The 15,021-nt window shown below is 58.3% G+C and carries 16 protein-coding genes; all 16 read right to left on the bottom strand.

The window, feature by feature from the left end; translation table 11 throughout:
- Window positions 1-21 precede the first annotated feature (21 nt).
- Entirely contained in the window at window positions 22-183 is a 162-nt protein-coding gene (locus tag GZH91_RS07285) for a globin family protein (protein ID WP_174861842.1), read from the bottom strand.
- Between the two features lie 369 nt (window positions 184-552).
- Window positions 553-1,869 (bottom strand): chloride channel protein, encoded by a 1,317-nt coding sequence (locus tag GZH91_RS07280; protein ID WP_147072560.1) that lies wholly within the window; start codon window positions 1,867-1,869, stop codon window positions 553-555.
- 224 nt (window positions 1,870-2,093) lie between these two features.
- Window positions 2,094-3,299 carry a tetratricopeptide repeat protein gene (locus GZH91_RS07275; protein WP_161984207.1) on the bottom strand — a complete coding sequence of 402 codons (1,206 nt, stop codon included), beginning with the start codon at window positions 3,297-3,299 and terminating at the stop codon, window positions 2,094-2,096.
- Window positions 3,296-4,267, bottom strand: coding sequence for an ExeA family protein (locus GZH91_RS07270; protein WP_147072678.1), 972 nt, complete (start codon window positions 4,265-4,267; stop codon window positions 3,296-3,298). The genes GZH91_RS07275 and GZH91_RS07270 overlap by 4 nt, the downstream gene beginning before the upstream one ends.
- 2 nt (window positions 4,268-4,269) lie before the next feature.
- Entirely contained in the window at window positions 4,270-6,051 is a 1,782-nt protein-coding gene (gene mshL / locus GZH91_RS07265) for a pilus (MSHA type) biogenesis protein MshL (RefSeq protein ID WP_223264539.1), read from the bottom strand.
- A 28-nt stretch (window positions 6,052-6,079) separates the two neighbouring features.
- On the bottom strand, window positions 6,080-6,514 hold the full coding sequence (locus GZH91_RS07260; RefSeq protein ID WP_232522224.1) for a general secretion pathway protein GspB: 435 nt from the start codon (window positions 6,512-6,514) through the stop codon (window positions 6,080-6,082).
- Entirely contained in the window at window positions 6,511-7,227 is a 717-nt protein-coding gene (gene gspM, locus GZH91_RS07255; RefSeq protein ID WP_147072563.1) for a type II secretion system protein GspM, read from the bottom strand. The genes GZH91_RS07260 and gspM overlap by 4 nt, the downstream gene beginning before the upstream one ends.
- On the bottom strand, window positions 7,224-7,862 hold the full coding sequence (locus GZH91_RS07250) for a fimbrial assembly protein (RefSeq protein WP_147072565.1): 639 nt from the start codon (window positions 7,860-7,862) through the stop codon (window positions 7,224-7,226). The genes gspM and GZH91_RS07250 overlap by 4 nt, the downstream gene beginning before the upstream one ends.
- Window positions 7,859-8,809, bottom strand: a complete 951-nt coding sequence (pilM, locus tag GZH91_RS07245) for a type IV pilus biogenesis protein PilM (protein WP_147072567.1) — start codon at window positions 8,807-8,809, stop codon at window positions 7,859-7,861. Before pilM ends, GZH91_RS07250 begins: the two co-directional genes overlap by 4 nt.
- Window positions 8,810-8,961: 152 nt before the next feature.
- The gene (locus GZH91_RS07240) at window positions 8,962-11,511 is read right to left on the bottom strand and encodes a DUF6701 domain-containing protein (protein ID WP_161984206.1); all 2,550 of its coding nucleotides are present in this window, start codon (window positions 11,509-11,511) and stop codon (window positions 8,962-8,964) included.
- A 37-nt stretch (window positions 11,512-11,548) separates the two neighbouring features.
- Window positions 11,549-11,917: a hypothetical protein gene (locus GZH91_RS07235; RefSeq protein ID WP_223264540.1), complete on the bottom strand. Its 369-nt coding sequence runs from the start codon at window positions 11,915-11,917 to the stop codon at window positions 11,549-11,551.
- Window positions 11,918-11,978: 61 nt separating this feature from the next.
- Window positions 11,979-12,782, bottom strand: coding sequence for a type II secretion system protein (locus GZH91_RS07230; protein WP_161984205.1), 804 nt, complete (start codon window positions 12,780-12,782; stop codon window positions 11,979-11,981).
- Window positions 12,783-12,798: 16 nt separating this feature from the next.
- Window positions 12,799-13,365 carry a type IV pilus modification PilV family protein gene (locus GZH91_RS07225; protein WP_147072575.1) on the bottom strand — a complete coding sequence of 189 codons (567 nt, stop codon included), beginning with the start codon at window positions 13,363-13,365 and terminating at the stop codon, window positions 12,799-12,801.
- Window positions 13,352-13,846: a prepilin-type N-terminal cleavage/methylation domain-containing protein gene (locus GZH91_RS07220; RefSeq protein WP_161984204.1), complete on the bottom strand. Its 495-nt coding sequence runs from the start codon at window positions 13,844-13,846 to the stop codon at window positions 13,352-13,354. Before GZH91_RS07220 ends, GZH91_RS07225 begins: the two co-directional genes overlap by 14 nt.
- A 174-nt stretch (window positions 13,847-14,020) precedes the next feature.
- Window positions 14,021-14,416 carry a prepilin-type N-terminal cleavage/methylation domain-containing protein gene (locus GZH91_RS18260; protein ID WP_147072580.1) on the bottom strand — a complete coding sequence of 132 codons (396 nt, stop codon included), beginning with the start codon at window positions 14,414-14,416 and terminating at the stop codon, window positions 14,021-14,023.
- A gap of 103 nt (window positions 14,417-14,519) precedes the next feature.
- A complete protein-coding gene (locus GZH91_RS18255; RefSeq protein WP_161984203.1) occupies window positions 14,520-15,017 on the bottom strand; it encodes a type II secretion system protein in 498 nt (165 codons plus the stop codon).
- Window positions 15,018-15,021: the final 4 nt, after the last annotated feature.

The following is a 15,021-nucleotide window of genomic DNA, read 5'->3' as shown; positions in this document are numbered from 1 at the left end:
GGCGTACCTCCTGAAACTGAATTATTTTCCGAGAATGTCGTTGCGCGTGGTTTCGCAAAGCGCTGCGACCTCCGCGATATGCTGCTCCGGCACATTGAGTTCCTGCAGCGTCGCCGCCAGATTTTCCACCACTAAAACAACCAGCAACTGTGCGATCACGCCGGTCTGTGCGCTCAAATCCATATTGGGCGAAGCGCGTGGCCGTTTTCTTCAAGAGCTTGATCGCCATACGATTGCGGATGCGGTGACCCAAAGATCCGCTCTATCAAAACGCTTTCATCTGAGCTTGCCCTTGATCTCGAACCCACGCCGTACGGTCTGATTATTGACGGCCATATTTCAACCATGTACGGCTGCATCAAACCTGCGTGCCTGTCTGCTGTTCCGGTTTGCGCGATGAGTTAGTAACGAAATTCTTTGCCAAACGCCTTATACAAAGGCGCGGAGGAAACTAATCGAGAAACCGAGTTGGTGATGAGAGCAGCGCCCATCAAGGATACCATCCGGTCCTGATTGTCGATCATTTCCATGACATGACGTGGCTCTATGCTGCTACGTGTGTGCAAAATATTTCTGATGCGCCAGCGCCTCATACAGCGGCGGGGTGAACAAATTGGCAACGCGGCTACTGATCAGCGCGGTAGCCATCAGCGGGATCACCAGGCCACCGCCATTGATCATTTCCATCACGATGATGAACGAGGTCAGCGGAGATTGCGTCACCGCAGCCAGATAGCCCACCATACAGATCGCCACCAATGCCGAGGGCGAGGTGCCGGAAAAAATCGCCGACATCACATGTCCGAAGCCTGCACCGATAGATAACGAGGGGGAGAACAACCCACCCGGAATGCCGGTGATGTACGACAGCACCATTGCCAGCATTTTGGTGAATGGATAGAGCAGGCCAACTGTGTGTTGCTGATTGAGCAGCAGCGCGCGCGCCTGATCGTAACCACTGCCCCAAGTCTCGCCGCCGCTAGCCAGGCCGAGCAGCGCGATCGCCAGCCCGAGGCCGGCACCCCACCATAGCGGTTGGGTTGCCTGAATAGCGCGCAGTTTTTGCGGAATCCAGCGGGTTTGCTTCAGCAGCAGAAGATTGAACACCCCGCCAGCCACGCCGCACAGCACTGCGGCGATCACTACCGGTACCGCGAAGGACATGGGAAACATATCTGGCGCGCTGATCTGGCCGAAATACAGATAATTTCCCGCCAGTGCCAGCGACACCAGGCCGGAGAACACAATCGCGGTGATCAACGTGCCGTTGGTGCGCGTCTCGAAACTGCGGGTGATCTCCTCGATCGCGAATACAATGCCTGCCAGCGGGGTGTTGAAAGCGCCGGACAGGCCAGCGGCGGCGCCAGCCAAAAGCAGGTTTCGCTCCAGCCGCGCGCTGGGGCGCGGATAAAAGCGCCGCATCTCATACATTGCTGAGGCGCCAACATGCACTGTCGGCCCTTCACGGCCGATGGTCAGGCCACCGAGTAGGCCCAGCAGGCCAATCCCGATCTTGCCGATGATGATGCGCAGCCCGAACAGCTGCGGTATAAGTTGGCGACGATCCGGCGCATGAAGCGCTGCAATCACCTGGGGAATGCCACTGCCTTCACTGCCCCCGAAATATTTTCTTGTCAGCCAAACGCACGCTGCCGTCAACGCCGGTGTAATCAACAACGCCAGCCATGCGCGTCCGGCGATCCAGCGGCTGAACTGTGCCTGCGCGTCATTACTCCACTGGGCAAACAGTACCGCCAGCAAACCTACCAATATAGCACCCAGCCAAAAAAACCCATAGTTCAGCCACAGCTGCCGCAGTTTGCGGCGGGTCAGGCGAAGCACAACGGCAAGGCGATGGTGCAGCAACATGGATGGTGGATGAGGAAAGTGGTGCGGATCCGGATACGCATTATACTAGCACGGCGTTGGTAGGCAGAAGACTCAAGTCTGGCTGTGATGACCGATAGCCAATACCTCACACGTCAAGGTACCGCACGTCGTGGATTTGCGGTATCCGGCGCAACATGCCCCCACACCCAGAAGCCACCGAGAGGTAACCCGCAGCCGGAGCGCGAAGCGCATAAGGCACAAAATCACAGATCATCACCAATTGAGTGTTGCTTTAATTGCTTCAGTTGCTGCTCCACATACGCCTGCAAGTCAGGGCTCAGCGTATTGCTTGCCCTGGCCCGGGTGTATGCTTCCTGCGCTTCTGCCAGGCGGTTTTCTGCTTGCAGCGAGATACCCAGCCCCATCAGCCAGACGCCTGATCCGGGAACTTGGCGTAGCGCCTGCAAATAATGCTCGATGGCTTCCTTGTGGCGCCCCGCGCGCTGCAGCAGCGCCGCCAGGAAAGCCTGATAGTCAGGGCGTTCTGCAGCATAGGGCAGGCTGTGCTGCAGGGTTTTCAGACCACTCCGGGTGTCGCCCTGCTCTACTTGCAGACGCGCCAGTATCATGGCCAGCCCGGTTTGACTGGGGTCAAGCTTCAGGCCGTCTTGCAAACTGCGTTCGGCTTCGCCATAGCGCCTGCCTGCCACCAGCAACCCCACCAGGGTCTGCCGCGCTGCCGTATTGCCGGGGTCGAGCTGAAGCACGTTACCGAGCAACTCGCTCGCCTCTGTCACCCGCCCTTGCTGCAACAGGGCCACCGCCTTGCCGTATTCGTTTTCAGCCCGCTGCTGCGGGGTAATTTCTTTTATCTGCCTGGTGACTGCCATCGATCCCGGCACTGCACGCACTCCTGAGCCTGCCTGGCCGTCCGGCAAGGTATCCTGTTGTGTTTGTGCTGCAGGATTTGGTTTTCCTGAATCTGCACGGGACCGGGATGATGCAGCATTGACCGGAGCCAGCTGCTGTTTGCCTGGGTCGAGCCTGGCCGCTGCCGTGGGCGGCAATACAGCCTGCTGTTCCGGTAATTGCCTGCGTTCCGGCGTGAGCATTTGAGTAGCTGCCGGCTGCGGCGCTGCCCTGGCTTGAGAGTCAAGTTGAAAGGGCTGAGTAGGGGGAGCAGGCACGGACGCTGGCGGCAGATGCTGCGTATCCCTGGAAGACTTCGCCTGCGTTACTGGCGCGTCCGCTATCGTTCCGGGCGGCGGCGCGTCCGCCACTTTGGGAATCGGCCGCAGCAGCCAGGCCAGCATGCCTGCCACCAGGACCAGCGCCAGCACTGCCCGCCATGCGGGATGTACCCGGCTGCGTTTCGGCACCGCCTTGACCTGCGCGGACAAGGATGCATCCGCGCCTGTTGCGGAGTGGCGATTTTCCAGGTCCTGCAGCATTTGATTGATCACGCTCATCGCAACACCACCCATCCCAATGTGCTGCCGGCAATCAGCAGCAGCGCAGCCGCCATTACCCACCAGCGCCACAGACTGTTTTTGGCAGCCACGGTATCTTTTCTGGCGGCGCGCACATGACGCGCCCTCACCTGCTGCCTGCCCTCACCATAGGTCAGCATCAAGGCCTTATGCGCCAGGATATTCACCAGGCGCGGAATCCCGCCGCTCGCCGCATAGAGTTGTCTTACCGCGCGCCGACTGAACAGGCGCCCGCCCTGGAATCCCGCCACATTGAGGCGGTGTGAAAGATAATAATCCATGTCGTCGCGCCGCAGCGGGCCAAGATGATGATGAAAGGTGATGCGCTGATTCAGCTGGCGAATTGAATTCTGCTGCAATTTCTGGTTGAGTTCCGGTTGTCCGAACAGCACGATCTGCAGCAGCTTGCGTTTCTCCGTTTCCAGGTTGGTCAGCAGGCGCATCGCCTCCAGGCTTTCCAGCGGCATCGCCTGGGCTTCATCGAGACACAGCACGACCTGTTTATCCTGTCGGGCGAAATCCAGCAAGGCAGCGGTCAGCGACTTGAGCAAATGATGCTGGTCGACATCCTGTTCCAGAACCACGCCTAGCTCATCCGCGAGGGCCAGAAGCAAGGTATGCGGTGTGAGGTAGGGATTGGGGATATAGGCGGTGACGAAGCGCTGGGTGGTGCCACTCGGCGTGGCGGCGGCCGGCGCCTGGTTCGGTTCGGTGCCTGAGGCTGCGACGGCGCTGCGCTCCTTGTTGACACTTGCCAGGAACTGGCGGCAAAGCAGGGTCTTGCCTGTTCCCACCTCACCGGTGATCTTGATGAAGCCCTCGCCATTCCTGACCGCGACCAGCAGGGTATTGAGCGCCTCCTGGTAATCGGCGCAGGCGAAAAAAAAGCTGGTGTCCGGGGTGATCCCGAAAGGCGCTTCACGCAGGCCGAAATGGGCAAGGTACATGGTCACGGCCGACCTGCGGAGTTCCCTGTATCCGACGCATCACCATCCGAGCCGTCACGCTGCATTTTCTGGATGCGTTCGCGGCTGTTCAAAACATCCTGGGACCAGTCGCCACTGCCCCGCACGATGGTTGTTTTCAATAAAATCACCAGCTCGCGCTTTTGGCTGGCGCGGTTGGTATGGCGAAACAGCGCACCGAACAGCGGTACATCTCCGGCGACAGGTACGCCGGAGCGGTCATCCGTCATGGATTGCTGCATCAGCCCGCCAATGGCGACGATACTGCCGTCCTGCACGCGCACGACGCTGTCCGTCTCGGACACCGTGCTCGACGCGAGCGGAAGATTCATCTTGCCTAAGGTGCCACCCAGATCGATCGTTTTGTCTTTCTCGGAAACCTGGCTCACCGACGGGTGGACGTGCAAGGTGATCTGGCCGTCGTCGGAAATTTGCGGCATCACGTCGAGTGCGATCCCCGAAAAAAAAGGCCGCAGCGTGACGTTCGGGGTGGACGTGGTTGCAGTGCCGGTGACCGTGGTCGAACTCACATTGGTGACGAAGAATTCATCCGTCCCGACCTTGAGCACCGCCATCTGGTTATTCAGGGTGGCGATGCGGGGACTCGACAATACATGTACCGTACCCTGGGTATTCAGGAAGGAAATCAGCGCGGCAAAATTATCGGCCTGCGCGGCAATGTTCAGCATACCCGCCGATGTCGCGGCAGCTTTCGGTAACGCTGCACCAAACACGCTGCCCAGCGTACTTCCGGCAACCGGGGCACCGCCCGGCAGCGCGAAGCTGTTGGCATCGGCGCCAAGCGAAAACCGGTTTTGCCCGTTGCGGTTAAACGCCGCCCAGTTGATGCCCGACTGATAGCCATCATTGAGTTGTACTTCAATGATTTTGGCTTCCAGCATGACCTGGCGGTCTACCGATAGCTGTGTGGCTTTCAGGTAATGTTCCACCTGCCGTATTTCGTTGGGCAGCGCCCGTATCAACACCACGCCAGACTGCGGACTCACCACGACCGTGCGACCATCCTTGTCGCCGATGATCGATGTCAGCGAGCTTTTCAGCTCACTCCAGAAATCGGTTTCTGTGGTGGTGGTAATTTTACTGGTTTCGAAGGCGCGGCCACTGGAACCACCCGAGGTGGTGGTGGTTGCGCCGGGTGTAATCGTGCCGGTGGTCGGTGAGTCGCTCACCGAGCCGGAGGTCACCCGGATGTCGGAGGTGCCTTTGCGCTGGCCGCTGATATAGTTGAGCCTGAACACCCGCGTCTGCATGGTGAGCGGCTGGATGAAAATGCGCGTACCGTCCACCTTGTAATCGTAGCCATAGAGTTCGCGGATTGCGTCCAGCGCTTCGAATACGGTGACATTCTTGAGGTTGACCGAAATCGTGCCGCTTACCTCCGGGTGTACCAGCATGCTGTAGCGTGTGCCCGAGACGATGCCCAGGAATACCTGATTGGCCGGTGCATTGTTGACCACCAGATCAAAGCGCTGCTCGGGTGGTTTGCCAAGCTTGGGCATCTCGATTTTGAGCGGCGGCAGGAGCGCAGCATCAACAGCGCCTGGCTGTGCCGGTTTCACCTGCGCTGCAGCGGCCTTGTCGAGCTCGGCATTGATCTGGTTGTAGGTGGTTTTATCCCGCGCTTCCTGGGTTGCACACCCGGCCAGAGCCAGCGTCACCAATCCCAGCAAGGCTGGCATAATCCAGGCCGCAGTCAGGATTTCACGGCTGGCCCACAGTTGCCTGGTAAAAATTCGTTTTTGCATGTTTCTACCTTTTTTCCTGCCGGGACGATCAGTATTCAGGGTGCTGGCTGCGCAGGATGATGCGCTTGCCTACATCGGGGAAAAGTTTCAATGTCTGCAAACCGCTGCCACCCTTCAGCACCACTTCGTTTTCGGTAATCATGACCACCCTGGCGTCGCCAAGCTTATCGCCCACTTTGACGCGCTGGCCACTGATAATGGCCGAGCGCTGGCGTGCGGAAATTCGCACTGACTGCAACTGGGGGCCGCTTGGCACAAGCGCTCCAGCATTCCCTTGCGACAGATCAGCCGGCGGACGCGTCGGATCCTGCAGGGCATCGACAGCGCAAGCCGAAGGCGCGAAGAGACAGGCAAAAGGCAAAAGGCAAAAGGCAAAAACGGGAAGGCAACGGGCGGCGCAGCGTTGGCGTTCTTCGTCCCCCTTTTGCCTTTTGCCTTTTGCCTTTTTATTTAGCGTAATCATATCGCCAACCATGCCTTGTCCAGGCTCAAGGTATACAACCGCAAGGTAAGCGCCACCTTGGGGTATTTCTCCACATCCAGATCTGCCTTGCCCCAGAACATGTGCCACGGCAGGGACTCGATCTCCGTCAGATAGCGCAATAGGTCCAGATAGCTGCCTTCCACCGTAATCTCGACACCGTGTTTGTATACAATACTTCCCGGCGTTGCGGGCTTCTGCGCCGGGGCGGGTTTGTCTGCCTGGCCTGCTGTCTTGCCGGCCGCGGTAGTTTCAGGCTCGCCCAGAACCTTTACCGGCAGTGTTTTCAATACCACCAGACGCAATGAGCGGTTGTGCCGCAAAATATCTTCCAGCAACGCCGGCATCCGCTGCGGGGGCACCAGCCCGCTTTGTATGTCTTCGAGTATTTTGCCGGTTTGCTCGGATTGTTCCCGCAACTGCGCCAGCCGTGCGCGCAGGGCAATATCCGGATCGACGTTCCAGGTCTTCACCAGCGTCTGGATTCGGGTCTGCATCGCGCTGGTTTTTTCCTGTGTCTGCGCGATCTGTTGCTGCAGTTTTTTGTGGCGCACCAGCAAAGGATCGATGAGTACGGTATTCACCAGCACGATCAGCACCATCGCGACTGCGAGAAAAATCAGGGCGCGTTCGCGCAAGCTCATCGCATCGACGCGATCGGCCAGGCGTTGCCATTGTGTTTTCCATGCGCTCATTTGGCAGACTCCACTTGCATCTTGCGCAGGCTGAACTCGATATACGGAGGGGGAGGCGCCGGTTTTCCATCCGCCGCTTTTCCGGCCTCTGGCAGGCTCATTTCCAGCATGCTGAATGTCTTGCCTGCCAGCACCGGTTCCTTTTTCAGTCGATTGATGAAGACGGGCACCAGTTCCGGCTGCAGGGTTCGGCCATTGATCGCCATGTCGCTGCCCGTGCCCGATACATGGAAACCGGTGATCCACAATCCGCCCAGCGTCTGCCGCGAAAGCGCACGCAGATATTCCGAAAATCCCTGGGTATTGCCCAATTCCCCTTTGCCCAGCAGGTCAATAATCTGACGGCGTGCCTTGACTTGGCCGTCCGTCCGCACGATCTCGTCTTGCAGCAATTTGCTGGGTTGGCGTGGACCAAACGCGGCTGTTGCCTGCGCCAGCCGCACCTGCGTGGCCTGGTAGGATTCTGCGGTCTGCAAAGACCGCTGTTCCAGTTCCGAGGTGCGATACCAGGCATAGCCGTAAACCAGCAGTGAACCCAGCAGGGTGAGACCAAGCGCCTGCAGCATGGTCACGGTCGAGAAATATTTCTTCTGCCTGCGGAACAGCGGATTGTAAAGGTTGATCTGCTGACTCACAGAGCCTTTACCTCCTGGCGCAGCGCCGCCCCCAGCACCATGAAATAAAGCTGCTGCTGTTGGAGCTGCTGCAGTTCCGGCACTTTGGAAATATCCAGCACCGCCTCCAGATTCAATGTTTCTACCGGCATGTACAAGTTCGCCGCCAGATATTCCTGCAAACCGGAACCGCCATCGCCCAAAGGCGCAAGCATCAGTTTGGAGACCGCAATGAACCGGAACTGCCGTTCAAAATGATCGAACGAGCGTTGCAGTTCGAGTGTGGTTCTGTCGTAACACGCGTTTTTCTGATCAATATCGGTTTGCAGTAATTGCGCCAGGGTCACCTCAAAGCGCCGCGACAGATACAACTCGCCGGCAAAAGTGATGGTGAGCAACCCGCCTGTGCTGTCAAAGGAAAGCAATGCCAAACCGCGATCTTCCGGCTCCAGCAGGGCTGAAATATTGCGCTGCGCCATTTCCGGGATATCGATGACGCTCAACGGAATCTTGACTTGCTCGAATAGCGTCTGGCGCTGCTTGATGAATTGCTCGTGTGCCGCCACCGCATACATGGAACCCTTGCGCTCGGGTATGTTTTTATCCCCCGGAATATCCAGCACATCGATGGTCGCATCATCGATGTGAAAATCCAGCATGTCCTTCAGGCGCCAGCGGATAGCCGTTTTAAGCTCGTCCTGCGGTACGTTCGGCGCCTCCACGGACAACAGCTGATACTCGCCAGGATTAAGCAAGTTGGTGCACTCATAACGATCCGTGTGCAATTCCTTGGCAAGCTTTTCCAGTGTGACGGCGGTCTGCGTTTTATCGGCAGGGTAAAAAGCGGTCAGCCCCACCTGGGGCCGGGCTGCTGGCATAGGCGCAACATGCGCCATGTAAACGCCATCCTCCTGAATATTGATGGACAACCAGCCGGCGGTTTTTTTTGTTTTCGGGAATAAACTCATGCCCACAGCCATCTAAAAAATCCACTTGAAACTAAAACAATAAGCCATTGTTGTCAATCGACTTTTGCTTTCCTGTATTGAAACCCGGCTGGTCTTTAAAATCACCCTTTGGTTTAAACGGCGTTTTCCGTGATTAAAATGCCGTCTGGTGCTTAATACATCTCGCGCATATAGATGAAATCATTTGCATTTTTATAAATTCCGAAAGTCACGCGCGCCTTTGGGTCACGGTCGTAATTGGCACCACACCATTTGCCGCGCAGGTAAGCCATGCCCGCCCCGTTGCTCGTTGTTGTCCATGCCGGGCAGGACTGATCGATGCTTCCCAGGCCCGAGCCGAGATTAATGGCAAGGTCCACGCTACCCAGCGCAGCTGGCGATGGCCTGGTCAGTTTCAGACTGCCTTTACCGTTAACAAATGCACCGCCGATACTGATATGACTCGTCCCCATATTGGTTGCGTTCAGCCCCTTCCTGTAATTGCCGAGAGCGATATTGCCCGCATTCAGGGAAGTGCAACTGTCCAAATCGTTGGTAACAAAAACCGTGCCGTTCCAGTATTGCGCTTCGATGGGTATCGGTAAATCCAGCGCTTCAGAACCGAACGCATTGCCCAGCTTGAGCCTGCCATAACGGAATGCGTTGCCGGAATCGAAGGCAATGCCGCTGCCCGTGCCGTTGAATTGCGCTGGCGCCGATGTATTGATGGTGCCGTTTCCAGCCACACCCGCCTCGCTGGGATCGGTAACGCTCAGGTTCAAAGAAATATTGGCATTGAAAGCGGCCTGGGGCGTAGCCGGGTTGCGCGTATAAGCCAGCAGATCGGTGCTGTTGACATTTTCGCTGCCGGTGCCGTCATTGTTGGATACCACGGTCGGCGTAGTCGCCAGGCCGGTATCCAGTGTCCCTGAAGGGCTGCTGTACGCAAATGCAGGCACGGGCCGCCACAGGGCGCCACGATAATTCTGCGTGGTGGCTCCGGCAGCGTTTTGGGCAGTAATCAGCGCCTGCGGCGCGGTGGCATAACCAAAGCCCTGACCGATATAAGTAAAGGAACGCGAGCTGCAGGCAGAGTCGTTGAAGGTCTTGAATGCCGGCGTATTGCTCGCCGTCACGCTGAAATGATCGGGCACGAAGCGACCGACCGCCGTAGCCGGTACCCAGGGAACGGGATTGTTGCTTGAGTCACACTGATCGCCGATGGTCAGTTGGCAAGGTGGCGTGCCGTCCATCGCGTCCACTGCAGCAAAAACCGCATCCGTCATTTGCATGGAAACGGCGCCTGCTTCGCTATACGCAGCGCTGTTGCTGACAGCCACTCCGCTGGCGACGTTCCAGGCGCCCCCCGACAGCGTACCCAGCGTGCCGCCGCTGGGCAGTAGCACTGTCGTGGCCGTGAGCGTCGGGGTCGAATTCTGGTAGCCCGTCGTGATGGCACCCGCAGCGTTGACGGCGCTCGCCGTCACACTGAACGACTGGCCCGCCTTGTGCACCACACCTCCCGAGACCGCTGTATTGTTAAGCACCCGGCCAGTTCCGGGCGTTTGCCAGTCGGTATCGGTAGCTGTCACAAGGAAGTAGGCCGGGCGCAGGGCGAAGTTGTCGGTGGAACAGGCGACACTTGTGTTGTTGCCATTGCCATTGCCATTGGATTCACTGATCCGCACCCGGAGATTGGCACGCGCATCGTTGAACTGGATATTGGGTACGGTCAGGCGCCCATTGTTTCTTTTCTGAAAGGTGAACGTGCCCAGGGACAGGATCGACGGCAGGCCGGTGCACGCTCCACCGCTCGAGGCGTCCACCAGTTCGACCTGGACGGCTCCCGTGTAGTTCGTGTCCAGAGTGCCATTGTTCCTGAGTGCCACGATATCCAGATTGAAGGGCTGACCGGCTATCTTGGTCTGGATCACACCCGCAACGGAGCCGGGCGGCGTATTGGAATCGAATGCGTTGAAAAGACCCAGGGTACCGGCCGCAAACCGGGTGAACTTGACCGCGGTCCCCGCCAGGGCCCCAATGCTCGCGTATTGGACCAGGCCATAGTCCGCTCTGGACAGCTCCCATCCGATCTGTGCCATGCCCCGGGAAGGATTGTTGCTGGGGCCAAACTGGTAGACGAACGCCCCATTTTCGTAAAGGATTGCCTGCAGATTGAAGTAGCTGCCGACAGCCCCCCATTCCGGCACATTGCTCCATGTCACCACGAAATACCGGTTCGGTGCGGCCCCGAGCGATGCATAGGTCACGCGGCAACCCGGCAGGCTGCAGGTCGTGGTGCCCCCCCCGCTGCTGTCCGTGGGCAGGGGATCCAGGTCCGCCCCGTACACCTTCATGGTTCGCACCAGATTGTTGTCCGGATAGGGATAGGGATAGGTGCGCGGCGGCCCGACGCTTTGCGTGCCGTAGCCACAGTAGCCGTTGTTGAATTGTAGGCGCCCGTTGGACATGATCTGCACGGATGTGTAATTGGTACCGCCGAAATTGAAGGTGAAGCCGAGCGGAATCTGGGCAGTGATGTCGTCGTCCACAGCCGCGCCGTAGAACGCCCGGGAGCACTGGCTCCCGTTCGACCAGCCGGCGTCGGTGTGCCCTGCGGGGCTGATCCAGACAAAGGTTGTGGGAATGCTGACGTAACTTGCTGCCAGCAGGGCGGACGGGTGCGTGCCGGCCAGGCAGAGGCCGAGCCATACAAACAGCATGCTTACTTGCCGTTTCATTTGTGGTAATCGCTTTCGCTCATTTCCCCACCGTCGCCTGCAATTGCCGTTCCACATAGGTGGCGCTGCCCAGCGTACCCTGGCTTGCGGTTGAAGTGATCTGGTACATGAGCAGCGTGCTGCCGCCTTCCGTATAGGGGCCAAATCGGGTGCACTGAACCGTGACGCCAAAGCCGGCCTGCGTGCCTCCTGGCGTTAACGACGTGCTGGGCGTGCAACTTGAGTTGCGCAACGCCTGATAGGCGCCCCATTCGATACCGGTGCGTGCCGCCTGGTAGGCTCTCGCGCCTTGTATATCCTGTGCCGAGGTAATGTGCTGCACTGTCGAGAAAGTCAGCATGAACGCGCCCAAGGCGGCCAGCACGACTACCAGGAAGATCGCGGCCACGATGGCAAAACCACGCTGGGCTGGGCATCCGGCATTGCAGATGGTTATTGGCTTATTCCAGTCAGGGCACATTGCTGACATGCACCTCGTGATACAAACTCACACTTTCGCCGCTTTGGGTGATCTGCAGCCAGGCCGATACCAGGCCCGCACGCTGGGTGATCACCTGCGTATCGTAAGAAAAAGAGCAGCCAGTTACATTCCTGGCCAACAGCGCGCTTGGCGTGCCGGCGGCAAAGCTGGTGGGCTGACCGGCCTGGACAGGATAATTCCAGAAACGTGTAAGCGTCTGCGCACCCGGGTCACAGACGTAGGTAACCGGATAGGAAACAATCTGAAAGCGGTTGGCGGGGGAAGCAAACGGGAACAGCCAGGAACTGATCGTGACCGTGTTGCCGGCAATTCCGCTAATCGGGCTGGTGTTGTCACCCTGATAAGCGTCCGCGCCCGGTACGCCCAGGTTATACACTACGACCAGGTTCTTTGCGCCTGCCACAGTCGAGACAGGTGGGCCCAGTACATCGAAGGTGGAAGTAGGCTGGGTGAAATCCAGAATATTTCCACCCCCGCTATTATCCACCGCGGCTCGATAACGTCCGCCCCCACTGGTTTGCAAAAACTCGAGATAATATGCGGCACCAGCCTGGGTCACGCGCACGCTGTTCGGCAACGCCAGATGCAAGTCGCGGGAGATGCGGCGTACTGCGGTATCCGCGGTGTCGGTCAGTTCGGCGCGCCGTGCCGAGTCGAAATAGCCCTGCACCGGCGCGCGGATGAACACCGCCACCATGCCGGCGATGATGCCGGTGAGGGTGATCACGATAATCGCCTCGATCAGGGTGAATCCGCGCTGAAATTTTATCATGACCGTCGATATTTCATCAGGGCACCGCATTCGGCGCATAGCGGAAACGGTAGCCGGTGAGGGTGATGTCGGTGTCGCCGGAGATCACCCGCACGTCGATTTGCAGCACCTCTGCAGCAGGCAAGGAAAAGCGCGCGCCTGCCTGGGTGATGCTGACCGAAGCGGTGTATGCACCGAGCCCGGCAAGCGGGCTATTGGTAATATCCACGATGGGCGACATCGAGAATCCGCTGTAGTCATTCACATTGTCGAATTGCGGCGAGGCGTAACGGGTTTCGCCGGTTTCCGGCCCGAGCGCCTCAACAGTGGCAGCGCATCCGTTCACGCCCACGAATGCGCCTGTCGCGCTCGCCGCATTCGCATCATCCGGATCGCAATAGGTGAAGGGCTGCAACTCAATCTCTTCCAGCAGCGATTCGGCAATGGCCAGCGCCTGCTTGCGCAGCATGGGGTCGGCGCTGTGCCGGGTAGTGACGTTCATCACCGACAGCACGCCCGCGACCGCGACGCCGACGATGACGATGAACATCACCAGTTCAACCAGGGAAATGCCGGCCTGGCGGTATCGGCTAGGGATGCACATAACCGGTGTCCTGCTCGACCGTGATGCTGCCTGTCGCCCCGGTCACCTGCATGGTTTGGCCGCTGCTGGCCTGGCCGAGCGCATTGAACTGGAACGGGATCGGGGTGCCGGTAAACGACACTCCTGTGGGTGCCGAGACCTGAAAAGGGCTGGTGCCGGTCGGGCCTGCCAGATTGATATCGCAGCTTGACGAGCCGGCGAGCGCAGCCATGGTGAGGGTAATGCTGGTTGGACTGAAGCCCACGCACACCGTGCGGCGCTGGGCGATCGCGGCTTTCTGGGCATAGCGCAATGCGGCCAGCGCCTCATCATTGAACCCGCGGCTGTCAAAAGTCTGACGATCGAAAAAACGGGGAATGGCAGCAACGGCGAGTATGCCGATGATGATCATTACCACGATCAGTTCAACGAGAGTGAAGCCGGCGGGCTGTGGCATGGTTGTACGGAGGCCGGTTTGCCGGGGCAATGGTTCAAGTTGCATCAGCATATCAGCCCATAAATCCCATAGCTGCCTGTCCCAGAGAAAGCTTCGACCAGCTAACAATGCTAGGGCGCATTAGCCCGAAGGGCATAATGCGCCAGTGCTTTGGTTACGGCATTTGCATCGACACCCATGCGGCGCAATACGCTGCGCTATTGCGCCCTACGCGTGCTTTTACAAAATTCCGATGACGGGTGCCTTCGCAGTGTAGGTGTTTGCACCCGAGGTAAGAGTTACCACACAGCTAACCGTCGTATCTGCGGCAATGGGAGCAGCAGTTACGGTATAACCTGTGGGCAATCCGCCTTGCAGCAATGCGCCTGTCCCATTGGTTCCCCCGGTACTTCCACAGTCTGTTACGGCGATGCCGTTATTAATATTGGCTTTCCTCGCCGCATAATTGATGGCGGAAGCAGACGCAAGCGCCCCTGCCACACCTTGCACTGCTGAGTTCGAGGCGTCGCCGGTAAGGTCGATAAATTTAGGGAGCGCCACCGCTGCCAGAATCCCCAGAATCACGATCACCACCACCAGCTCGATCAAGGTAAAACCTGCTTGTACTTTGCGCATTATTATCTCCTGACTAATAAGAAAACCAACCACTCATTAAAAAACCAGTTTTACCAGGGCATACCGCAATAAACATGCCCGTGCATTCACTCACAACATATTGTTAACAACCTGTACGCGAGAGCGTGATTTGCGGCGCAACCAGACCGGTGCTCGAGGTGGTTGCAGCGGTATAAGAAATCCGGCAGTTCGGCGAAGTGCCTCCGTCGATGTCGATCAATATCGGGTCGGTCGCAGTCGCGCCCGGAGTGATGGCTACCGCATCATTAGTCGCATCCAGTTGCGCCGCAGCAATAATACCCGTCGCAGTTGCCGCCGGGTACTGGTTAACCATGGCAATGGCAGTACCGTCCATGTTGGTTGTTCCACCCGTGGTGGTGCAGGTAGGAGATGCAACAAGCCCCGCCAGATCCACCATGCAATTGGCGCGCGCCAGTGCGGCCGCCGATCTGATTGATCCGAAAATCGCCTGTGCCTTGGCCGCTCGTGCCTGGGACTGCATATTGATGTAGCGCGGCAAGGCGGTTGCCGCCAGAATCCCGATGATAGCGATGACGACGACAAGTTCGATCAAGGTAAAACCGTGATGACTTCTGCTCATTTTC

Origin of the sequence: Sulfuriferula plumbiphila, assembly GCF_009938015.1 — a bacterium.
In the GTDB taxonomy this organism is placed as follows: domain Bacteria; phylum Pseudomonadota; class Gammaproteobacteria; order Burkholderiales; family Sulfuriferulaceae; genus Sulfuriferula; species Sulfuriferula plumbiphila.
The sequence above is the reverse complement of the archived record's forward strand: the minus strand, read 5'-3'. Positions and strand labels throughout refer to the sequence as shown.